This window comes from Tenggerimyces flavus, from assembly GCF_016907715.1.
GTDB lineage: Bacteria > Actinomycetota > Actinomycetes > Propionibacteriales > Actinopolymorphaceae > Tenggerimyces > Tenggerimyces flavus.
This window is the reverse complement of record NZ_JAFBCM010000001.1, coordinates 6,700,017-6,722,311: the sequence shown is the minus strand read 5'-3', so window position 1 is coordinate 6,722,311 and position 22,295 is coordinate 6,700,017. Positions and strand designations below refer to the sequence as shown.

Here is a 22,295-nt window from a genome sequence, read left to right as displayed (position 1 = left end):
GGACCTCCGGCTCCCTAGGTGGCGCCTAAGTGGAACGACACGTTCACCGGCGCTTCGGGCTGCTCCGGCCAGGCCGGATTGCCATGCCAGGAGCTGACCGGCGAGGGAGAGCCAGCACATCGGCCCTCCCACATCGGCGGTGATCCTGCGCCGATGGTCAGTGCACGGTCCTGCTCCGGAACTCGTCGGGGCGGTCGAAGAGCTCATCGATCTGATCGAGGCGCTCACTCTCCGAGCTCGCGACATAGGCGCGTGCTTGGGACCATGCCTCGCGTGCGGCCTCGCGGTCGCCTCGAGCGTGATGGATACGGCCCCGCACGACCATCGCGTTCGAGACACCTTTCGTTGTCTGACCGAGGGATCGAAGCTCGGCGAGGGCTTCCTCACAGAGCTCGTCCGCGCGGTCGACCTCGCCGAGACACAGGTGAGCTTCGGCGAGGTTGACCTGTGCGATGGCCGCGTACAGCCGCTCTCCATGGCGGCGATAGGTCTCGATGGCGTGCTCGCTGTACCGGATCGCTTCGCGATAGTTGCCGAGCGCCCCGTGCGATGCCGCGAGGTTGAGGTCGAGGTTCGTCGTAGGCTGCGACCCGGCGCCGACGACTGCCGCGTGCTCGTAGTTCTCGATCGCTTCCTGGTGTCTGCCTGCCCTGGCGTGGGCGTAGCCGATGTTCGACACCAGGACGAGCTCCCTGATGACGTCGCCGACGCGGCGTGCCTCGGCGAGAGCGTCCTCGTAGGCGGCCAACCCTTCGGCGATCCGGGAGGAGGCCAAGAGGGCGGAGCCGAGACAGTTGCCGGCCAGGGCCGCCGCCCGTCCGCCGCCCAGCCTCTTCGCCGCGGCCAGGCCGATCGTCGCGGTGCTGACCCAGTCGTCGTGGTGTTGCTGGTGATCGAAGAACGAATGGAGGCACCACGCGATCTTCCAGGCATGGTCGTCGAATCCGCCGTCCGCGGACGCGCCGACGCAGTCGATCAGGACCTGCCGCTCGGTCTCCAGCCAGGTGATTGCCTCCGCCGAGTCGGTGAGGGGCAGGGGCGCGACAGACGACTCGGCCGGATCGATCACCACGTCGAGGCCGGTACGCGGACGGATGTGGTCGCGGGCGACCGCCACGGTCTGCAGGTACAGATCCAACATCCGGCGGGTGGCGTCGGCGCGAGTCGACTCGGATTCTTCCCGGTGGGCCAGTTCCGCGGCATAGAGCCGGATCAGGTCGTGAAACGCGTAACGGTCCGTCTGTGGTCGCTGGAGCAGGTGGATCGAGACGAGGCGGTCGACCATCGACTGAGTCCGCGCGACACTTTCGCCGACGAGCACCGCCGCCGCGGGCAGGCTGAAGGTGTTGCTCGGGTGGAGCCCCAACAACCGGAACGCCCGAGCCGATTCCGCGTCGAGGGCGTGATAGGACCACGAGAACACCGCGCGCAGATCGGCCGCCGCGTCGTCGAGGTCGCCGAAGTGCTCGAGCCGGTCGCGCTCGCCGGCGAGCTCGTCGACCAGGTCCGACAAGGGCTGGTCCGGGATGCGGGTGGCGCGTTCACCGGCGATCCGCAGCGCGAGCGGTATCCCGCCGCAGAGGTGGGCGAGCTCGGCGAGCGAAGACGGCTCTCGGGTCGCGCGGCGCGTACCCACTGCCCTGGTCAGGAGGCGGAGAGCGTCGGCGGGCTCGAGCACGTCGAGCGTGACCCGGTGCGCCGAGTCGTGGACCGACAGGCCGCTGAGCTGGTTGCGACTGGTGACCACGACGAGGCAGTCCGCGGCGGGCAGCAGCGGACGGACCTGCTCCGGACTTCTCACGTTGTCGAGGAGAAGCAGGACGCGCTTGCCTGCCAGGTGGGACCGCAGCAACGCCGAACGTTCGTCCTCGCCCTCAGGAAGCTCGGAGGCGCGAACGTCGAATGCTCGCAGGATCGTCCCCAGGACGGCCGCCGCGCTGACCGGCTCGTGGTCGGAGTGACCACGCAGGTCGATCCGGACCTGACCATCGGGATACTCGTCGGCGACTCGATGGGCCCAGTGCACGGCGAAGGTGGTCTTGCCGATGCCGGCCGCCCCGACGATGGCCACGACCGTGGGGGTCGCTGCCGCGGAGTCCCGGCGGCGCACCACGTCGGTCAGCTCGTCGAGCTCCGCGGTCCGCCCGACGAAGCCCGCGGTGTCCGGTGGGAGCTGACGCGGCACCGTGGCGGCACGTTCGCCGATCGCCGGCGCTGCCCGGTCCTCGCCGAACAGGACGATCTGAGGCACGAGGTCCCCGAGGATGGCCGCGTGCACGCGTTGCAGCTCCGCACCTGGCTCGAGACCGAGTTCGTCGATCAAGGCACGACGACTGCGCTGGTAGACGTCAAGGGCCTCCGCTCGACGGTCGCAACGGTGCAGCGCGATCATCAGCAGTGCACCCAGCCGCTCCTTCAGCGGATGACGTTCCACCAGCTCGGCGAGCCCGGCGACGGCGGCCGAGGCGTGCCCGGTCTCCAGTTCCGCGATGTGCAGCTGCTCCAGGGCCGACAGCCTGAGGTCGTCCAGCCGGGTGACCTCGATCGCGACCGTGGGCAGGTCGTCGAGCCCGTCGAACGGTGGACCACGCCAGTACCGGCACGCGTCCCCGAGATCGCGAACGGCCGGATGCGGCTGGCCGGATCGCAGTGCCTCCGCGCCGGCACGTGCCAGCGTTCCGAAACGCTCGGAGTCGAGCTCTCCGGGCAGAACTCTGAGGGAGTAGCCGCCTCGTTCGTGAACGACCCGGTCTCGCGCGCCCAGAGCGTTGCGTACCCGGTGGACGAGCAGCTGAAGGCGACGACCTCCGTTGTCCTCGTCACCCCAGAGCTCCGCCGCCAGAGCACCAGCCGCCACCGGCTGGTTCGGTCGGCACAGCAACAGCGCGAGAAGACGGCTCTGCGATGGCGCGAGGTCCACCAACCGTTCGTCATCTCGCACCTGGAGCGGACCGAGCACGGCGAACTCCACGACACGCTCCCCAGCAGCGTCTGGCAGTGACGGAACCCCCACCGTACCGAGGAGCGCACAAATCGGCATCAAGGCACCGTCGCTGGGTCCCGATCGACGCCGAGTCGAGGTACGTCAGGGTCGCCCGACTTCGTCTTCGTCGTCTCGGCTCTGGACGAACCAGCGCTTCGGATTGCGCGACTCGAACTCGACCGTGCCCGAAACGCGACGGAATCGCCCGGTGCCCGAGCAGAGGCCCAGCTGCCCGGAGTTGAGCAGACCGGCGGTCGTGGACGCCGGGCCCGACACGCTGAGGGAGTCTGTGCGGTCGGCGTCGAAGAACTCGAAGGTCGCGGTCAGCAGGACGCGGCCTTCGGCTCCGGTGCGGGTCTCTCGCAGGTACAGAACCCCGATGACCTCGTCGCCGTGTTCCCAGGTGTCCGTCTCGAGGAACACGTCCTCGGTGCGGAGGCTGTCGTCGCCCTCGACGCGGCCGAACTGCAGTCGGCTCTCCGCGGCGCGTTCCTCACTGATCACAGGCACACCGAAGATCGGCGTCGGCATCTCTCTCACGGCTCGCCCTCCCCTTCAACCACCCCGGCCGGAGATCTGCCAGCGTAACGCGAACGCGTCCCCGGAAAGGCCAACTCGCACAGACTCGATCTTTCGTCCGGCCGCCGGTTCGACCCGTCCGCCCCCAGGGCCAATGATCATGTCTACATGATCATTGGCCGCTTTACGCCGGGTAGACGCCAGGTAATGGGGCCACTGGCCGGGTGAGGCGACCACCTGCAGCGCACGCGCGGACGCGCCGCGTCTCTTCCTTCGGATGCCGGCGCGATGTCCGCAACCCGGCTTAGACTTTCCGCCATGCCGCTCTGCCCGGGCTGCGGCCAGGACAACCCGTCGCTTGCCCGGTTTTGCATGTCCTGTGGGGGATTCCTCCCATCGCCGGGACCCGCACCGCCCGGCGCACGCAAGACGGTCACGGTGGTGTTCTGCGACGTCGTCGGTTCGACCGCGATGGGCGAACTGCTCGATCCCGAGTCGGTTCGGGAGGTGATGACACGGTATTTCCGTGCCTCGCGGGCGGCGGTGGAACACCACGGGGGAACGGTGGAGAAATTCATCGGCGACGCCGTGATGGCCGTGTTCGGCGTTCCCCTGCTGCACGAGGACGACGCCCTCCGAGCGGTGCGGGCCGCGAACGGGATCCGTGACGCTGTTGCCGAACTGAACGCGGAGATCAAGCAGCGTTGGAATGTCGAGCTGCGGGTACGCATCGGCGTCAACACCGGTGAGGTCGTCGTCGGGGATCCGAACGCCGGCGAGGCCCTGGTGGTCGGCGATGCGGTGAACGTGGCCGCGCGGCTGGAACAGGCAGCCGGTGCGGGGCAGATCTTCCTCGGCACCGACACGTACGCCCTCGTGCGTGACCATGTCGACGCGCCCCCGACGAAGCCCCTTGCCCTGAAGGGGAAACAGGCACCCGTCCGGGCGTATGACCTGCTGTCGGTCACCTTGGGGCCGACGTCGATCAGTGTCCGTTCCGATACTCCGCTGGTGGGACGAGCCGAGGAACTGGCGACGATCCGGTCGGCGTTCGACCGTGCCCGCGCGGCTCGCGAGTGCGCGCTCTTCACCGTGCGCGGCACGGCGGGAGTGGGCAAGTCGCGGCTGGCGCGGGAGTTCGAAGCCAGGCTCGGCGACAGCACCCTCGTCCTGCACGCCCATTGTCCTCCGTACGGCGACGGGCTGACGTTCTGGCCGATCGCCGAGCTCGTGAAGGAGGCGTGCTCGATCTCCGACGCCGATTCGCCCGAAGCCAGCCGCGCCAAGATCGACGAGCTGCTCGCCTCCGCTGACGACGGTCCGCTGGTCGCCGAACGCGTCGCGGCGGTCGCCGGCCTGGGTGGCAAGCCGACCGCGATCCGCGAGACGTTCTGGGCGATCCGCCGGCTGCTGGAGCGGCTGGGTCGCGACCGACCTGTCGTGCTGGTCGTCGACGACCTGCACTGGGCGGAGTCGACGTTCCTCGACCTGATCGAGTACCTCGCGGGCTGGTCGCGCGGGGTGGCGCTGTTCTTGCTGTGCCTCACGCGTCCCGAGCTCGCCGACGCCCGCCCGTCGTGGGCAGCCGGTACGTCGAACGCCGCGAGCCTGGCGCTGGTGCCGCTCGACGACGGCGACAGCGAAGAGCTCATGTCCGTGCTGCTCGATGGTCGCCGGCTGGGACCGGAGACGACCCGACGCATCGCGGAGTCCGCGGGAGGAAATCCGCTCTTCATGGAAGAGATGCTGCGCATGCTCGAGGACGACGGGCTGCTCCTGCACGGCAATCTGGCCACCGTGGTTGGGGATCTGGCGACCGTCGAGGTCCCCGCCTCGATCCACGCGCTGCTCGGTGCCCGGCTCGACCGCCTCTCGGAGGAGGAACGTGCCGTGCTGCGCTGCGCCTCGATCGTGGGCCGCGTCTTCTGGTGGGGCGCCGTCGCGACCCTCGCCCCCGAGGCAGCGCGGCCGCGGCTGGCAAGCCACCTGCAGACGCTGGTTCGCAAGGAGCTGATTCGGCCGGACACGTCGACGTTCGCCGGCGAAGACGCGTTCCGCTTCCACCACGTGGTCGTGCAGATGGCCGCGTACCGAGGCACGCCGAAGGAGCTGCGCGCCACCCTGCACGAGCGGTTCGGGGAGTGGTACGAGCAGATGACCGGTGGCGAAGGTCCCGACGTGGACGAAGTCCTCGGCTTCCACCTGGAGCAGGCCCACCGCTACCGGTACGAGCTCGGACTGGCGACGGGGGACGCCGAGATCGGGGTGCGTGCGGCGGGTCACCTGTCGACGGCCGGACGGCACGCGTTCGCCCAGGGCGCGATGTCGTCCGCGGCGGACCTGCTGTCTCGCTCGGTGGACCTGCTGCCGACCGACCATGTCGAGCGCCGCGCGCTGCTTCCCGACCTGGCCGAGGCCTGGAGCCAGGAAGGGGACCTCGCACGCGCCGAGACGATCGTGGCCGAGGCCGCGGCCGTCGCGGACCGAACGGGTGATCGCGGTCTGGGCGCTCACATCCAGGTCGTACGCCTGCTCCTGCTGGAGTCCACCGATCCCAAGCAGCTGGCAGCGGAAGCGGACCAGATCGGCGGGCTCATCGAGACGCTGAGCGAGCTGGGTGATGAGGTCGGCCTTGCCCGCGCGTACCGGCTGCTCGGGCACGTGCACTGGGCGCGGTCGCGGTTCGCCGACGCGGGGAGCGCGTTCGAGCGAGGCCTCGAGCACGCGCGCAGGTCGGGATCGCGGTGGGACGAGTCCGAGGCACTTGGCCAGTACCTGGGTGCCGCCGTTCACGGGCCGTCGACCGCGGCGGAGGTGGCCCGACGCTCGGAGGCGTTCCTCGCGTCCTCGCCGGGCATCGGGGTGGGCCAGGCGCAGGCGCTGCGGTCACTCGCGACCTCGCGTGCGATGGACGGGAGGTTCGACGAGGCGCGTGACCTGGTGGCGAGGTCCAGGTCCATGCTGACCGAGCTCCGCCTTCGCATGCACGAGGCGTTCATCGGGGGCACGCTCGGCTCCATCGAGCTGATGGCCGGCGACCCGGTAGCCGCCGAACGTGCCTTCCGCACGGCGTACGACGCGACCGTCGAGCTCGGCGAGCAGGGCTTCCTCTCCACGGTGGCCGCCCAGCTCGCGCAAGCCCTCGTCGCGCAGGGCAAGCTCGACGACGCTCACGTCCTCGTCCAGCTCAGCAAGGACATCGGCGCCGAGGACGACCTGGCGACCCAGGTGCTGTGGCGGACCGCGCAGGCAGGCATTCTCGCGGCGCGCGGCGCCACCGAGGAGGCGATCACGCTCGTACGGGCGGCGCTCGACCTCGCCGAGCAGACCGACGACATCGCGATGATCGCCGACACCCTCGACGATCTCGGTCGGCTGCTCCAGCCCGCCGGGCGCGGCGACGAGGCTCGCTCCGTACTCCAGCGAGCCCACGCCCTGTACGAGGCCAAGGGCAACGTCGTCGGCGCATGGACGACCACCCAGGGCCTCGAGCGCCTGACCGCCGAGGCCCAGCTCTGAAGGAGCACGGCCAACTTCGGCCGACCGCGTGCGGTCACCGGGCGCCACCGGACAGCCCGGGGGAGGCGATGGTGGAGCCATGGCCTTGAAGATTGCGATGGTCGGCGCCGGTTCGTTGGGCTTCACCAGGCGGCTGCTGCGTGACCTCCTCACCGTGCCCGAGTTCGCCGACACGACGTTCGCGTTCGCCGACATCTCCGAACGCAACCTGGAGATGGTCACCGCCCTGTGCCGGCGTGACATCGAAGCGACGAAGCTGCCGGCGACGATCGTGCCGACCACCGACCGTCGGGCCGCGATCGCCGACGCGGACTACGTGTTCTCGACCGTGCGGGTGGGCGGGCTCGACGCGTTCCGCACCGACATCGAGATCCCGCTGAAGTACGGCGTCGACCAGTGCGTCGGTGACACGCTCTGCGCCGGCGGCATCATGTACGCCCAGCGCACCATCCCGGTGCTGCTCGACTTCTGCAAGGACATCCGCGAGGTCGCCAAGCCAGACGCGCTGTTCCTCAACTACTCCAACCCGATGGCCATGAACACCTGGGCGTGCAACGAGTACGGCGGCGTCCGGACCGTCGGCCTCTGCCACGGCGTGCAGGGCGGTCACTGGCAGATCACGCGGTGCATCGAGGTGTGGGCTCGGAAGGAAGGCCTGATCGGTCCGGGCGAGACGCTGCACCGACGCGACGTCGACATCGTGGCGGCCGGGATCAACCACCAGACGTGGTACGTACAGGTGAGTTGGCGCGGCATCGACATGATCCCGCGCATGCTGGAGCTGTTCGAGGGGCACCCGACGTACCCGCGGACCGAGAAGGTGCGGATCGACGTCCTGCGGCGGTTCGGCTACTACAGCACCGAGTCCAATGGTCACTTGTCGGAGTACGTGCCCTGGTACCGCAAGCGGGTCGACGAGATCCCGCAGTGGATCGACCTGTCCAGCTGGATCAACGGCGAGACCGGCGGCTACCTGCGGGTGACGACCGAGGGCCGCAACTGGTTCGAGACCGACTTCCCCAACTGGATGCGCGAGGACCCCAAGCCGATCACGGCCGCCGATCGCAGCGAGGAGCACGGCTCGTACATCCTCGAGGGGCTGGAGACCGGACGCGTCTATCGCGGGCACTTCAACGTTCCGAACCGCGGCTACATCACCAACCTGCCGGAGGGATGCGTCGTCGAGGTCCCGGGCTACGTCGACCGCAACGGCATGAGCATCCCCGTGGTCGGTGACCTGCCACTCGCCTGCGCGGCGACGGTGTCGGCGAGCGTGCGCGTCCAGGAGATGGGCAAGGAGGCCGCGGTCCACGGCGATGTCAGCCTGCTGAAGCAGTCGATGCTGCACGACCCGCTGGTGGGTGCGGTGTGCAATCCGGAGGAGGTGTGGCAGCTCACCGACGAGATGCTGGTCGCGCAGGCCGAGTGGCTCCCGAACTTCGCGGCCGAGATCTCCCCAGCCCGAGAGCGTCTCGCCGCCGCCGAACGCTCCGGCACTCGCGTACGCACGGTACAGACGGAGGGCGCGGCCCGACTGGCGGTGAAGTCGGTGGAGGAGATGGCTCGCGACAAGGTCGCCGCATCCGCGAACGCGGCGGCAGCCGACAAGGCGGGGATGACCAAGACGTAGGTCAGCTCCCCGCCTCGCGGCGGAGATGCGGTTTGGTTCGACCGGTCCGGGCACGCCCTGGGGCCAACGATCATGTTTACATGATCGTTGGCCCCTTTACGTGAGGTGGACGCCAGGTAATGGGGCCACCGGCCGCGTAAGGCGGCCGTTTGTCTTTCACAGGCCAATGTCGCCCACCAACACCTGAAATCCCGAGCCTAGAAGATGCTGAAGATGCTCTTCGTCATCGCGTTCACCTCCTTCCGGATCGCAGCGGTCCTGACCTCGCCTGCACCACCCACAGCCGATCGGTGACCGAGCCGCGGTACGGATCGACCGAGGCGTAGCTGTCCGGCTCCACCAGCTCCCAGCCGGCGTCGAGGAGCAGTTCGGCGACCTGCTCGTCCGAGTACGCCCGTTCCAGGAACGGCCCGATGGTCGTGCTCTGGCCGCCGAGCACCTGGTACTCACAGGTGATCGAGAACAGATCGCGCTCCCGTTGCCCGAAGGTCACCCAGAATTCCCAGCCGTCGCCAGAATGGCCGAGAAAGCGCTCACCGAGCCTGCTCTGCAGTCCTCGATATCGCGCCGGCGTACGCATATCGAAAACGAACCCGCCACCGTCCAGGCTGTTCTTCCGGATGTTGGCGAACGAACCGAACAGCTCCGAATGGTCGAAGGCATTGAAGTGGCTGAATGCCACGTACGAATAGCTGACCAGTTCCGGAAGGACGACGTCGGCCATGTCCGCGACGAGCAGTCTGGTCGCCGCGAGGTCGGCGCTCACCTGGGCTTTCTCGATCATCCGTGGTGAGATGTCCACCCCGAACGTCGGCCGCACCTTCGCGGCGACACGCCCCAGGCCGACTCCGTACTCGACCGAAGGGCCGCCGAACCGCGCACTCAGAACCCGGTAGACATCGATGGCGGGGTCATTCGCGTTAAGCGCGCTGAACACTTCCCAATAATCAACGCTGCGGTCCCAATTCTCGAGCAAGTCCGCCACCTGGCTCACATGTCGGTACCTTTCCAGCACCCCTCGGCGGACGTCAATGGCACACAATGCCCGCGCCATCGCGGCGCCAGCGTTCATAACCTGAATGTCACAAAGGCTGCAAGGTTTGCATTGTCTTGGTTGCCAGGTCGACCAGTCCCGTCACGGGAGCAGGTCGGCGAACTCGCGCGGGTCGGTCGAAGCCAGACTTCGGCTGATGATGGCCGCCGCGCGTTGGACTCGCTCCGACAGCGACGAACGGACCCGCCGGCCGTACACGACCGCGCCCAGGGCCGCATACCCACAACCGCCCGGGAGCTGGACGGGTGCGGCGACGCAACTGACGCTCGGGTGCGCCTCCTCGTGCTCGATCACGACCGTCTCCGGCCTCCGGCCAGCCAGCCGAAGATGGCGCCATTGCCGAGATCCCATTCCTGCCGGGCGATCCTGGTCAGGATCCGCAGCGAGGAGGATCCGACCCATCGCGGTCTTCTCCAGGGTCCCTTCGCCGATACGAATGGGTGTAGGGCCGGTCGCGATGGCGCCGACTCCCTCCAACACGACCAGTCGATCGCCGCGCAGCGCACCGATCGACACCGAGGACGGGGCGAGTGCCGACAGCTCCCGGAGGTGGGTCGAGGCTGCCGCCTGGAGCGCGGGGTACCGACGCCCGGCGAGCGACAGGCGGTCCACCAGCGCACCGACGACGTAGCGTTCGCCCACTCGTTGCGCGGCCTCGAGCTCGACGAGCTGCTCCATCAGTCTGTGGACGGTCGACTTGGGCAGGCCGGCCGCGCGGGCCAGCTCGCTCAGTCCAGCCGGCCGCTCGAGCGCCGCCAACGCGTCGAGAACGGTGAAGGCACCCTCCAGCACGCTACGACCGGAGGTGCGCGCCTTCGAACGTCGCTCCTCCGGGGCAACCTCGTTCACAGACGTACCCCATTCCGCCGATTTCGCCTGCGTCCAGAATCGCGCATGGCGCGGCGCCGGGACATCCGTCGTTCTACGTAGATCGGCTCGACCTGGACGCCGCGATGCCGGCGGCAGCGGTGGCGACGAGCAAGATCCACGCTGTGGTCAGCAGGAGGCTGTTGCCGTCCGACATGCCCTCACCGAACAGGCTGACGGTTGCCGCAAGACCGAGCTCGGCGCCACCCGCCAGCCACCCGATCGAGAGGAATGCTCCGACGTGGTCGGCTCGCGCGACGAGGACGGCGAACGGCATGACCAAGGCGCAGGCCATGCCCGCGGCGACCAACACGACGCCGCTGTAACCAGCATCGAGGTGCCAGGCCTGGTGGATGAGCGGTACGGGCACCAGGTTCGTGGCGAGCGCGAGTGTCCCGACCAGCGCGGCAGCGGCCACCCGGGCCGGGTTGGCAGGGCGTCTGCGCGCGACGGCAACGATCAGGCACAGCTGGGCGGCGATGGCGAGCAGATCGGCAGTGATCATGAATCCCCAGGCGTCCTGGACGGAGTCCCGGGCGGAACTCTGCAGGGTGGGGGCCAGATCGACCCAGGCCCAGGCCAGCACTCCGATCAGGAACCACGCCCAGCGGACGCGTCGGGTGACGAGCAGGAGTCCAGCACCCGCAAGCTGCGCGAACCAGATCAGGTTGTGGAACCAGTCGTCCGCGAGCGACAGCTGGGCGATCCCGTATGTGGCGACCGCGTAGAGCGCGACACTGACCGAGACCAGAACGCAGGCCGCGAGCAGCAAAGCACTCCACTGCCTGACCGCGGGTCGATCGCGTACGTACGGACGCGGTGCGACGGCCGGAGCTGTCGTCACGCTGGGAGTCTCTTCGACGGCCGGCTCGGGCTCCGCCTCCCGACCGCCGCCCGCAAGCGCCGCGATGACAGCCCGCCGGACCTGAACGCTGTCGTCCGTGTCGCGGAGACGAGCCAGTGTCCACGCTGCCATCTCACGTATCCCCGACCGCTCGGAGGCCGACAGCTTCGCCAACGCGCGCACGGCTTCCAGCCGCAGGACGACCCGGTCGCTCGCAAGGTCGTCCACGATCGTCTGTGGCAGCGCGGCGGGGCGCGGGCTGCGGGCCACCACCAGGTGACCCTCGACGCCGAAGCTCCACTTCATCGGCGCCTGGTTCGGTGTGGTCTGGCGGACGCGACGGTACGTGTAGTCGTACAGCTCGTCGATGCTGATCTCGCCGTCCTCGTCCAGGTCGGCGGCTCCCGTTCGCAGGCCCTCCACCAACGCGGCGGTGAACACCGACGGACGGGCTTGAGCCTGGGTGAGCTCACCGTCCTCGAACGCGTACTCGGTCGCGCTGGACGCGGTGAGGACGATGCGGCCAGTGCCGGTGCCGAACGCTTCGGCGACGTGCACGTCGGAGCCAGAACGCACGGCGGTTCCGCGTGCGAACGCGCCGCTGTAGCAACAGTCGAGGATCAGCACGACCCGGCGAGACTGCGTCTGGCTCAGCGCGTCGTGCACGAAGCTGGCAGGGATACTCGTGGCTCCGAGCATGGACAGGTCCGTGTCGCGGGTCGCGAGGTGGAGCCGCCCGTGGGTGTCCTTGACGCCGTGACAGGAGAAGTGCAGCAGCAACAGGTCGTCGCGATCGCGGTCCGCGAAGAACGTCGCGATGCGCCGCCGGATGCTTCGCTCGTCCGCGTCCACCAGCTTGTCGACCTGAAAGCCGCCGATCGCGCCGTCGCCCAGGACGTTGGCCAACTCGTCGGCGTCGCGGCTGGGTGACCGCAGCCGGGTCAGCCCTGGATCGTCGTAGTGGGCGTTGGCGATCACGAGCGCGTCGCGCGTTCCCGCCGCTCGAAGCGTCGGCAGGTCGAGGAGCGCCTGGACGATCCGGGCGGACGTGACGTCGTCGTCTGCGGCCAGATCCACGTCGACGCCGGCGATCGTGACCTGTACGCGTTGCCTGCGGCGGGCGTACCGGTCGACGACGCGACGCACCGCGGCGACCGCGCGCGCCATGGACTCGCCCGTCTGTACGGCGGTGATGACGAACGAGCAGACGCCCACGATCTCGCTCAGCCCGCGCGCGCCCTGGGGCACTCTGCCGAGCGGCACCTGTTCCATCCGCAGAACCCCGGCGTCAGCCAGCTCGGGACGCAGCTCCAGAGCGATCGCTTCCACGACCTCGTCGGCGTTCGAATCGTCCTCCGCGGCGACGCGCAAGACGAACTGGGACGTCGGTTTCTCGCGCATGTAGACCTTCGTCGTCCGCCGTCTCGGGCGATGCCCCGTGCACGCACAGCGTCAGCCGAAGCAGTGGCGAAGGGAACCTCTCGGTCCGCTCACCGGACCAGCGTTCGGCGGAGCGATCCGTTCCCTCCAGCTCAGGAATCGCGAGTCCGCCGCCTGCTCAACAGCGTCAACGGTTGGTCGCCCGGTATGCGTCCAGCAGCCAGTTGGTGAGTTCGTCGTCGATGTCGTCGACGTCGGTGACATCCACCGTGTGGGTGCACATCGATCGCACCGCCCGTAGCCGATCGGTGGGTTCGCGGCCCTTCAGCACCAGTCCGACGCGGACGCGTTTGGCGGAGGGCACCTCGATGACGGCGAACTGCTTACGGGCGCGCAGGCTCACACCAGTCTTGTTGACCAGGACGTCGATGTCCTCGCCCAGACCGCGGGCGACCAGGAGCAGTTCGTCGTAGATGGGCCGCAATGCCGCTTTGGCGCCGGTGAACTGCGCCGCCAGGAGGTCCTCCTGCGTGGGAGGGCCGCCGTCGTCGAGCTCGCGAACGGCGTGCGCCAACGCGTTCGCGTTGCCGTGGGTGAAGCCGTGGTCGGTCTTGAGGAACGCGATGATCTCGCCGTGCTTTCCCTTGCCCGCGGCTTGGACGAGCGCCGCCCACTCGGCGACGTTGCGACCGGTCGCACGCTCGATGTTCGCGAGCTGGGTGCGCTTTTGCTCCAGCGGGTCGGTCACGGCTTCTCCCTATGTTCTCAATCTCGGTGTCGACCTCGAACAGTCCTGATACACCGGCGAGCATCGCGGCGTCGACGCGGTCTGCGCTTGGACGGATTTCACCTCACGGTGACGAAGCGGGTGTGGACGATCAACCGTACGTCGGGTTTCTCGGTCCGTTGAACGGACCGGGAGATTCCTCTGGTCGGGTTCGTCAGCGACGATTTGTGCAGTAAGCCCGCCGTCCGCCCCGGGACGTACGGTCGCCACGGGATGCTCGGAACTGACCCCGGGGGAGCGCATGAATCGACCGACCTTCGTTGCAGCCGTCAAAGCGGCAGTCGTGGTCGCCACCGGGGTTGCGCTCGCGGGCACAGGCATCACGGTGAGCGCAGCTGCTCAACCGACCGGCGCCGCCAGTAGCGCACGCGGCCGGATCGTGGTCTCGGTTGAGGAACGGTCCGGCGACAAGATGCGGTTGGCACTGGTCACCATGCGCGCGGGCGGGTCGCACCGGTTCCGCCTCACCCATCCGGCGTGGGGCTACCAGGACATGCCCGGGGTGTGGTCGCCGGACGGGCGGCGGATCGCCTTCCAACGCCGCGATCCGGAGGGCTATCCGAACATCATGACCGTCAACGCCGACGGCACGAGGCTCACGCAACTGACGCACTGCTCGATCGCGACCGACCCCTGCCTGGAGCAGACCCCGGTGTGGATGCCGGACGGGAAGACGCTCGTGTTCGAGCACTGCTGCGTCGCTACCTCCGCTGGCTTCCTGGACGGCATCTACTCCATCCGCGCTGACGGCACCCACCTGAAGAGGGTCACCCTCAACCCAGACATCTTCTGGGGCGACGGTGTCCCGGCGGTATCGCCGGACGGCCGATGGATCGCGTTCAGCCGGTTCAGAGGCGCTGACGACGACCCGGAGAACAAGAGCGTGAGCGCGATGTTCCTGGTCCGTCCCGACGGCAGTCGACTACACCAAATCACGTCCTATGACCTCATGGTCGACGAGAAGGACTGGTCTCCCGACGGCCGAAGAATCGTCTTCACCACTCATGCCGGCAGCAACGATGGACCGTTCCGAGCCGACGTGTTCAGCGTCCGACCCGACGGCACGGGCCTGAATGCGCTGACCACGACCACACCAGGCGAAGATCTCGCCTTCTTCCCCAATTGGTCCCCCGACGGCCGCACGATCCTCTTCAACTACTCCGCCACCGGCGGAACCTGCATCCACCTGCTGACCATGCGACCCGACGGCAGCCGCGTGCGCCAACTAGCCGATCCACCCGCCTGCGGCTTCTGGCCCGACTGGACCGACAAGAGTCGATGAGCTCAACGCGGCCCGCGACCCTCGACCAGGACCAGCGCTGAACCTGACGTCATGGCCCGATCGGGTGGCCTCGCGCGGCCAGCGACCGAAATGGGTGCTGGCACCGATGGCGACAGCGGCGTGCCGAGGCGAAGCTGGGTACGCGAGGCTCGGGATCGCTCTACCCACCCGGCGACGCCGGAGTCTCACTCGGGCTGGGGGCGGCCGCCTGCGTGGATCGGTTCGCCCCCTCCTCCGTACTCGGATGCCCGATCGTGGGACTGGTCAGAGTGGCCGGACCAGGCCGATCGGGGTACCCGTGCTGCGTTGGCCGAGCGGGTTGTCGGCCAACACCTGGAGGAGGTCGTCGGCAGGCAGGGACAGGTCGGACGCGGCCCGGATCGAGCCGCCGTGGTCGTTGATGTCGACGATGGCCACGCCAGCGCCCAGGGTGCGCTCGAGCTCGGTGCAGAGCGCGGTGGCGTGGGCAGTGGACAGTGGCGGAAACAGCATCGACCCGTACGGCGGGCGCCCACCGTCGATGTCTCTGGCGAGCGTTCCGGCGATGCGGTAGAAGGCACCGCGGATTCCGAACGGGCGGGTGAGGAGCGCCGCGGCTGCCGCCGCGGCGACGCGGGGGTGGCCCACCTCGTCGACGACGTACTGCATCTTTTCGGGGAGCGAGAGTCCCAGTGAGCCGAACCGGGGCCGCACCAGCTTGGCGAGCCGTCGGGCGAAGGGGCGAACCGTCACCGAGTCGAGCGAGATCGTCCTGCCGGTGAGCAGGATGGCGACTTTCTCACTGACGACGATCGTGTCGCCGAGCTCGCGGTCCACGGTGTACTCGTGCAGGATCGCGGTGAGGTCGTCCTCCTCGGACAGCCAAGGAGTTCGGATAGCGCATCGTCCATAGGACCTGCCGAGAACAGCGATCTTTGTCCATTCGATCGGCTGAGTGGAATGCCGGCCGGACACATTTCCTCCAGCAGTCAGGAACCTCTATGGAGCAGACCCTAAATGCCTAAAATGGGAAGAGCCGCAACAAACACGTGAGAGTATTCTCATCGCCATTTCGTGCCGCCCGTCAGGATTTGTTGTTACGGCGGAGCAGATCGCTGACGGCTTGTTTGAGGTCAGCGACCGCGGTGACGCGGAGCAGCAGAATCAGGCCGGTGTAGACGGCGAGGCAGGTCGTTCCCGCGGCGATGAGGGCGACCATCGCGCCGGACGCGGACGTCGGACCGTTGCCAGGGAGCAGCTGGAGCATGGCCCACGCGGCCAAGGCGGAGCCGGCGACCGCTCCGGCCAGGCGAGCGGTGTCGAGTGCTATCGGTCGAAGTCCGAGTGCTCGGTGTCGGCGGGCCGTGAGGACACCCAGGAGGACCGCGCCGAGCACGAGCGACAAGGACGTCGAGGCGGCCAGGCCGGCGACTCCGTAGCGAACGCCGAGGGTGAGATCTCCGGCCACGTTGACCGCCATCGCGACGACCGCGGCCAGGACCGGGGTACGGCTGTCGCCGACGGCGAGGCAGATGCGGGCTACCACCTCGCGCGCGGCCAGCCCGGGCAGACCCACCGCGTAGACCGACACGGCCAGCGCGGTGAGTTCGATCGCGTGCGCGTCGAAGTTGCCGCGGCCGAACAGCACGACCACGATCGGTTCGGCGGCGACGGTGAGCATGCCCACGACGGGACCGATGACGAGGAGGACGACGGTCAGGGCGCGTCCTGCGGCGCCGCGTAGCTCGGCGCGACGGGCGGGGTCGCCTATGGCGCTGAACCTCGGGTACAGCGTCGCCGCGAATGCCGCGACCAGGAGTACCTCGGCAAGAGTGACGATGCGCCAGCCGTAGCTCAGCGACGCGATCGTGCCGGCCCCTTGCGCGGACCCGACAGCGCGGTCGACGAGGGTGTTCACGTTGGTGACCGCGCTGCCGACGAGCAGGGCGGGAGCGAGCGCGACGACCTCACGGAAGCCACGGTCCGACAGCCGCAGGGATGGTCGCAGCTTGAGCCCGATCCGACGAGCTGCCGGGAGCTGCACGGCGAATCGCAACGCCGAGCCCACGACGAAACCGATGGCGAGCGCCGCCACCCCGAACTCGGCGGCCAGCAACGCCGCAGCCGCGATCATCGCGAGGTTGAACGGGATGCCTTGCAGACCCGACCAGAAGAAACGGCCACTTGCCTGCGCGGCTGCCGCGAGGATGTTCGTACCGGCGACGAACACGGTCGCCACCAACACGATCCTGGCCAGCTGCACGGCCTGCTCCGCGGTGGCCGCGTCGAAGCCCGGGGCAAGCACGGCGATCACGAGGTTGGCACCAATCGCCATCAGGACCGACCCGGCGACCAGCACCACGACCGCGACCGTGAGGACGACACGCACGGTGCGATGCCCCTCCTCGAGCTGACCCGCGTCCGCTGCCCTCGACACCGGCGGTACCAGCGCCTTGGCCAGCGCGCTGGCCACCAGACCGAGGACGAGGTTCATCAACCCCTGCGCGACCAGATAGGCGTCGACCCCCGCGGAGGCGCCGAACACCGCTGCCACCACCGCGTCGCGAACGAACCCCAACACCTGGCTCAGCCCGACCAGACCGATCAGGAGCGCGGACGAACGAACGATCCGCCGCCGTCCCTCACTCACCGCTCACCCGCACGAGGCCAAGGACCCCCGCGATCACGATGATCACCTTGGCTCGAACCATTGGACGAGTCTCCCCGAGGCATGCGGCGACCAGCGTGACCTGACGGTGAGATTCTTCTCATCCCAGGAACGCGGCGAGGTTTGGGTGTCCGCACCCATGGCGAACGCCCGGCCGGTTGGCGAGACTGAGATTGCCCCGGGGCGTGGAGTTGGCTACCTCAATGGCCGTCGGCCCCGGGGACCACCTGGCGACCTGTCATGCGTTGGTTTCCGTCGAGAGGAGTGGCCCTTGCCTCGCGGAGGCGACGTGCGTGGCAGGGACGGCCGTCCTCCGGTGTGGCTGCCGCTGTCGATCGTGGCCGCTGTCCTTCTCGCCAGCGCGGTGGCGTTGCACGATGGCTGGCTTCTCGTTGCCGGCTTGACGGGGTTGGCCGCGGCTGGGTACCTGTACGCGGATTCAAGGGGTCGGACGCGCGAGGGTTCGGGCCAGGACGACCACCTGGACGTCGGGGACTGGTCCTCGAACGGGCGCGGGCTCGATCGTGAGACGTGAGACCGCCTGTTCGTCGAGCAGGCGCGCGTACATCAGCTGCTTTCGTTCCTCGGTGAGTCGTGCGAGCAGGCCGCGTCGCTTGCCGGCCGGGAGCGCCACCTCGGCGACGACGAGGACACCGTCGGGTCGCAGGACTCGAACGACCTCGGCGACTCCCGCTCGCGGGCGGGACCAATGTCGCATCGACATGGTGACGAAGACCAGGTCGAAGCTGTGGGAGGCGAACGGCAGTCGCTCGGCGGCGGCGCGGACGAGTCGCAGGTTCGAGCCGCGTGCGAGGGCCGAGGCCTCGAGCAGCATCTTCGCCGCCGGGTCGACCCCGACGAGCTGCGCGTGCGGGTGATTCGTTCGCAGGTCGCGGAGCAGGCGGCCGGTACCGCAGCCGACGTCGAGGACACGGGACGGCGCGGGCAGGTACCGGTGGGCGAGCGCGATGGCGGTCGAACGTACCGGCGTGAACACGAGGGTTTGCATGGGCGTCGTCTCGTACGTGGCCGCCCAGGAGTCGAAGCTCGAGATGAGATCGCTCATGCGCTAAGCCGCGTCGGTGTCGACCTCGGCGGTCGGGGTTTCCGCGAAGGCCCGAGTTACCCCCTGGAGGGCCGCGGTGACCTCACCGGGAATGACCCAGAACGTGTTGCCGGGACCGCGGGCGAGCTCGGGCAGCATCTGCAGGTAGTGGTAGGCGAGCAGCTTCGGGTCGGGGTCGTTGCGGTGCACGGCTTGGAACACCCGGTCGATCGCACCCGATTCGCCTTCTGCCTTGAGGACCTGAGCCGCCCGGTCGCCTTCGGCGCGCAGCACCGCCGCCTGTTTGTCCCCCTCGGCGGTGAGGATCTTGGCCTGGCGCTGCCCTTCGGCACCGAGGATCGCCGCACGCTTGTCCCGTTCCGCGCGCATCTGCTTCTCCATGGCGTCCTTGATGGTGCGCGGCGGGTCGATCGCCTTGATCTCGACGCGGCTGACGCGGAGCCCCCACTTTCCGGTGGTGTCGTCGAGGACTCCTCGGAGTTGGCTGTTGATGGTGTCGCGGGAGGTGAGCGTGCTCTCCAGGTCCATCGAGCCGACGACGTTGCGCAGGGTGGTGACGGTGAGCTGCTCGACGCCCTGCAGGAAGTCGGCGATCTCGTACGCGGCCGCGCGGGGGTCGGTGACCTGGAAGTACAGGACGGTGTCGATCTCCACGACCAGGTTGTCCTCGGTGATGACCGGCTGGGGGAGGAACGACACGACCTGCTCCCGCAGGTCGATCACGGGGTAGACCCTGTCGACGTAGGGGATCACGACGTTGAGTCCGGGCTGCAGAGTTCGGTGGAAGCGGCCGAGACGTTCGACGTTTCGGGCTCGCGCCTGCGGCACGATCCGTACCGTTCTCGCGATCGTGACGACGACCAGGATGGCGAGGAGCACCGCGGCCACCAGGGCCTCGGGCGCGTTCATCGCTTCCATCGCCTCCGTGTCCTCTCTCGTGGACGACCGGGCCGTAGGGCTCGCAGTTCGAGACTCGCGCGGAGCCGCCCGGCCTGTCCATCGGGGCCAACACCCATCCGAGGGGCGTCGCGGCGCGACTCCGGACCCGACTTGGAGCCGAGTGCGATGATCATGACGACGAGAATCCTGTTGGAGGATTGACTGTGCCGCGCATGAGTTCCACGCCGCTGCCGGGCATCGGTGTGCAGTACGACCTGACCACCCGGGAGGATCGGGAGCTGTCGGTGATCGCGCACCGAGACGGTTCGCGCACCCTCAACGTCTACCGGCAGGACGACCGGGACACCTGCCAGCTCTCGCTCCGGCTGACGGGGGAGGAGGCGTCGCTCGTCGTCGGTGCCCTGTCGACCGAGCACCACAGCCCGTCCGTTCTGCACACCACTGCCCTCGGCCTGGTCGCGGAACGCATCCCGCTGGCGGCGGACTCGGTGTGGAACGGGCGGCTGCTCGGCGAGGCGCAGATCCGCACCCGTACCGGTGCGTCGATCGTGGCCGCGCTGCGCCGAACGGATGCGACGCCGTCGCCGACCCCGGACTTTCGCCTGGCGAGTGGTGACGTGCTGATCGTGATCGGCACGCGCGAAGGCGTCGATGCGGCGGCGACGATCCTCGGGCGGGACTGACTCGGTGACGGTTTTCCTGATCGAGCTCGGCGCGATCATTCTCGGGCTGGGCCTGCTCGGACGGCTGGCGACCCGACTGAAGCTGTCACCCATTCCGCTGTACCTGCTGGCCGGACTCGCGTTCGGCGAGGGAGGGCTGCTGCCGCTCGGCGCGACGGAGGAGTTCGTCTCCACCGGCGCCGAGATCGGCGTCATCCTGTTGTTGCTGATGCTTGGCCTGGAGTACTCGGCCTCCGACCTGGTCCGCAACCTGAAGACGCAGTATCCGGCTGGCGTGGTCGACGCCTTGTTCAACGCCGTTCCGGGGGCGGTTGCCGCGCTGCTGCTGGGCTGGGGTCCGGTCGCGGCGGTCGTCCTCGCCGGCGTGACCTGGATCTCGTCCTCAGGGGTGATCGCCAAGGTGCTGGGTGAGCTTGGCAGGCTGGGCAACCGCGAGACACCGGTGCTGCTGAGCATCCTGGTTCTCGAGGACCTGGCGATGGCGGTCTACCTGCCGATCGTCACGGCGCTGCTCGCGGGCGTGGGGTGGATGGCAGGCGGACTCACGCTCGCGATCGCGCTGGGTGTGGCGTCGGTGGTGCTGTTCGTGGCCGTACGGTACGGCCGGCTCATCTCGCGGTTCGTCTCCAGCGACAACCCCGAGAACCTGCTGCTGATGGTGCTGGGGCTCACGCTGCTGGTCGCGGGTCTGGCCCAGCAGCTGCAGGTGTCCGCCGCGGTCGGAGCGTTCCTCGTCGGGATCGCCCTGTCCGGCGAGGTCGCCGAGGGCACGCAGGCGCTGCTGTCGCCGCTACGCGACCTGTTCGCCGCGGTGTTCTTCGTGTTCTTCGGTCTGCACACCGACCCGGCCAGCATCCCGCCTGTCCTGCTGCCCGCGCTGGCACTCGCCGTCGTCACGACCGCGACGAAGATCGCCACGGGCTACTGGGCCGCCCGCCGCGCCGGCGTGTCCGTGCCCGGCCGGTGGCGGGCTGGCGGGACCCTCGTCGCTCGCGGCGAGTTCTCCATCGTCATCGCCGGACTCGCTGTCAGCGCCGGGATCGAGCCGTCGCTCGGACCGCTCGCGACCGCGTACGTGCTCATCCTCGTCGTCGTCGGGCCGCTCACCGCCCGCTTCACCGAGCCGGCGGTTCGCGGCCTGGCCGGCCTCCTGGCGAACCGACGCCAGCAGCCGATCGGGGGTACGGAACGGTGACCGACGACGCGTTCGCACACCCCCGAACACTCCGTCTCGACGGAGGCCCGCTGGGCGTCTACGAAGCCGGGCCGGCCGACGCGCCCACCGTCGTCCTGCTGCACGGCGCGATGCTCGACACCGCCGCGCTGACCTGGCGGCATCTGATGCCGGCCCTCGCCGCACGGTGGAACGTCCTCGCCGTCGACCTGCCACGCCACGGCCTCTCGAGACCCTGGACCGGCCGGGTCGACCAGCCACGGATGGAGACCGTCCTCGACGAGCTCCTCGAGCAGGTCGGCGTACGCCAGACCTCGTTGGTCGGGCTGTCGATGGGCGCAGGCGTCGCCCTCGGTTACGCGCTCACGCGTCCCGACCGGGTGAGCGCGCTCGTCGCGATGAACCCGGGTGGCCTCGACGCCCGGCGCCCGTGGCAGCTGCTGACCTGGCTCGTGTTGCGGTCGGGGGCGCTGCTCAGGGCTTCGACCCGTTGGACCGCCGGACCCCGCTACCTGCGCCGTACGATGTCCCGCCACCTCGCCAACGGCACGCGCACGCGCGACTTCGACGTCCTCATGCGGCTCATCGAGGCCGAGGCGCGGCAACGCGTCGAACACCGCGAACCCGCGCTCGACGACTGGCAGGTCGACGCGTACGGGCCCACCAGCATGCGCCTCGACTTCACCCCGTCGCTGCCCGTCCTGCGGATGCCGTCCCTCTGGCTGCACGGCCGGGACGATCCGCTCGTGACCGAGGGGGTCATGCGGCGCGCCGCGGCACTCGCTCAGAACGGTGAGTTCCGTTCCGTCGACGGCGCTGGCCACCTCATCCCGCTGGACGCTCCCGACCAGATCGCCGAGGTCGTCGGCACCTTCCTCGACACGGTGCACGGACATGGGTGCCCGCACCCATAGACAGCCCATCGCCACGCAGGGCCATAGTGGAACGGACACAGGATCA

General features: G+C 68.9%; 16 protein-coding genes. 6 read left to right on the top strand and 10 right to left on the bottom strand.

The genetic code is table 11. From position 1 onward, the window contains the following. Window positions 1-157: 157 nt before the first annotated feature. Together JOD67_RS31405 and JOD67_RS31400 are read right to left on the bottom strand one after the other, a co-directional pair. On the bottom strand, window positions 158-2,971 hold the full coding sequence (locus JOD67_RS31405) for an AfsR/SARP family transcriptional regulator (RefSeq protein WP_205121314.1): 2,814 nt from the start codon (window positions 2,969-2,971) through the stop codon (window positions 158-160). Between the two features lie 114 nt (window positions 2,972-3,085). Then, the gene (locus JOD67_RS31400; protein ID WP_205121313.1) at window positions 3,086-3,523 is read right to left on the bottom strand and encodes a hypothetical protein; all 438 of its coding nucleotides are present in this window, start codon (window positions 3,521-3,523) and stop codon (window positions 3,086-3,088) included. 297 nt (window positions 3,524-3,820) lie between these two features. Between JOD67_RS31400 and JOD67_RS31395 the strand changes: the two genes are divergently transcribed. Both JOD67_RS31395 and JOD67_RS31390 read left to right on the top strand, forming a co-directional pair. After that, window positions 3,821-7,021 carry an adenylate/guanylate cyclase domain-containing protein gene (locus tag JOD67_RS31395; protein WP_205121312.1) on the top strand — a complete coding sequence of 1,067 codons (3,201 nt, stop codon included), beginning with the start codon at window positions 3,821-3,823 and terminating at the stop codon, window positions 7,019-7,021. 79 nt (window positions 7,022-7,100) lie between these two features. Further along, entirely contained in the window at window positions 7,101-8,651 is a 1,551-nt protein-coding gene (locus JOD67_RS31390; RefSeq protein ID WP_205121311.1) for an alpha-glucosidase/alpha-galactosidase, read from the top strand. Between the two features lie 232 nt (window positions 8,652-8,883). Here the strand turns inward: JOD67_RS31390 and JOD67_RS31385 are convergent, their stop codons facing one another. The 4 genes from JOD67_RS31385 to JOD67_RS31370 all read right to left on the bottom strand — a co-directional run bounded on the left by JOD67_RS31385 (window position 8,884) and on the right by JOD67_RS31370 (window position 13,544). Further along, window positions 8,884-9,723 (bottom strand): class I SAM-dependent methyltransferase, encoded by an 840-nt coding sequence (locus tag JOD67_RS31385; protein WP_205121310.1) that lies wholly within the window; start codon window positions 9,721-9,723, stop codon window positions 8,884-8,886. Window positions 9,724-9,786: 63 nt separating this feature from the next. Continuing rightward, complete coding sequence (locus JOD67_RS31380) at window positions 9,787-10,554, bottom strand: IclR family transcriptional regulator (RefSeq protein ID WP_205121309.1); 768 nt, start codon at window positions 10,552-10,554, stop codon at window positions 9,787-9,789. Between the two features lie 73 nt (window positions 10,555-10,627). Further along, window positions 10,628-12,817: a caspase, EACC1-associated type gene (locus JOD67_RS31375; protein ID WP_205121308.1), complete on the bottom strand. Its 2,190-nt coding sequence runs from the start codon at window positions 12,815-12,817 to the stop codon at window positions 10,628-10,630. 166 nt (window positions 12,818-12,983) lie between these two features. Beyond that, complete coding sequence (locus JOD67_RS31370; protein WP_205121307.1) at window positions 12,984-13,544, bottom strand: DUF4287 domain-containing protein; 561 nt, start codon at window positions 13,542-13,544, stop codon at window positions 12,984-12,986. 280 nt (window positions 13,545-13,824) lie between these two features. Here JOD67_RS31370 and JOD67_RS31365 point away from each other — a divergent pair, with 280 nt between their 5' ends. After that, window positions 13,825-14,865: a TolB family protein gene (locus JOD67_RS31365; protein ID WP_205121306.1), complete on the top strand. Its 1,041-nt coding sequence runs from the start codon at window positions 13,825-13,827 to the stop codon at window positions 14,863-14,865. A 264-nt stretch (window positions 14,866-15,129) separates the two neighbouring features. Here the strand turns inward: JOD67_RS31365 and JOD67_RS31360 are convergent, their stop codons facing one another. The 4 genes from JOD67_RS31360 to JOD67_RS31345 all read right to left on the bottom strand — a co-directional run bounded on the left by JOD67_RS31360 (window position 15,130) and on the right by JOD67_RS31345 (window position 19,487). After that, window positions 15,130-15,819 carry a coenzyme F420-0:L-glutamate ligase gene (locus tag JOD67_RS31360; protein WP_307782623.1) on the bottom strand — a complete coding sequence of 230 codons (690 nt, stop codon included), beginning with the start codon at window positions 15,817-15,819 and terminating at the stop codon, window positions 15,130-15,132. Window positions 15,820-15,928: 109 nt separating this feature from the next. Then, window positions 15,929-17,494, bottom strand: a complete 1,566-nt coding sequence (gene murJ / locus JOD67_RS31355; RefSeq protein ID WP_205121305.1) for a murein biosynthesis integral membrane protein MurJ — start codon at window positions 17,492-17,494, stop codon at window positions 15,929-15,931. A gap of 457 nt (window positions 17,495-17,951) precedes the next feature. Continuing rightward, window positions 17,952-18,578: a class I SAM-dependent methyltransferase gene (locus JOD67_RS31350; protein ID WP_205121304.1), complete on the bottom strand. Its 627-nt coding sequence runs from the start codon at window positions 18,576-18,578 to the stop codon at window positions 17,952-17,954. 3 nt (window positions 18,579-18,581) lie between these two features. Beyond that, window positions 18,582-19,487, bottom strand: a complete 906-nt coding sequence (locus tag JOD67_RS31345; RefSeq protein ID WP_205121303.1) for an SPFH domain-containing protein — start codon at window positions 19,485-19,487, stop codon at window positions 18,582-18,584. A gap of 203 nt (window positions 19,488-19,690) precedes the next feature. Between JOD67_RS31345 and JOD67_RS31340 the strand changes: the two genes are divergently transcribed. From JOD67_RS31340 to JOD67_RS31330, 3 genes are read left to right on the top strand one after another with little or no spacing between them, the layout of a single operon-like run. Further along, window positions 19,691-20,161 (top strand): cation:proton antiporter regulatory subunit, encoded by a 471-nt coding sequence (locus tag JOD67_RS31340; protein ID WP_205121302.1) that lies wholly within the window; start codon window positions 19,691-19,693, stop codon window positions 20,159-20,161. Between the two features lie 4 nt (window positions 20,162-20,165). Further along, window positions 20,166-21,356 (top strand): cation:proton antiporter, encoded by a 1,191-nt coding sequence (locus JOD67_RS31335; RefSeq protein WP_307782622.1) that lies wholly within the window; start codon window positions 20,166-20,168, stop codon window positions 21,354-21,356. After that, a complete protein-coding gene (locus tag JOD67_RS31330) occupies window positions 21,353-22,249 on the top strand; it encodes an alpha/beta fold hydrolase (RefSeq protein ID WP_205121300.1) in 897 nt (298 codons plus the stop codon). The genes JOD67_RS31335 and JOD67_RS31330 overlap by 4 nt, the downstream gene beginning before the upstream one ends. Window positions 22,250-22,295 lie beyond the last annotated feature (46 nt).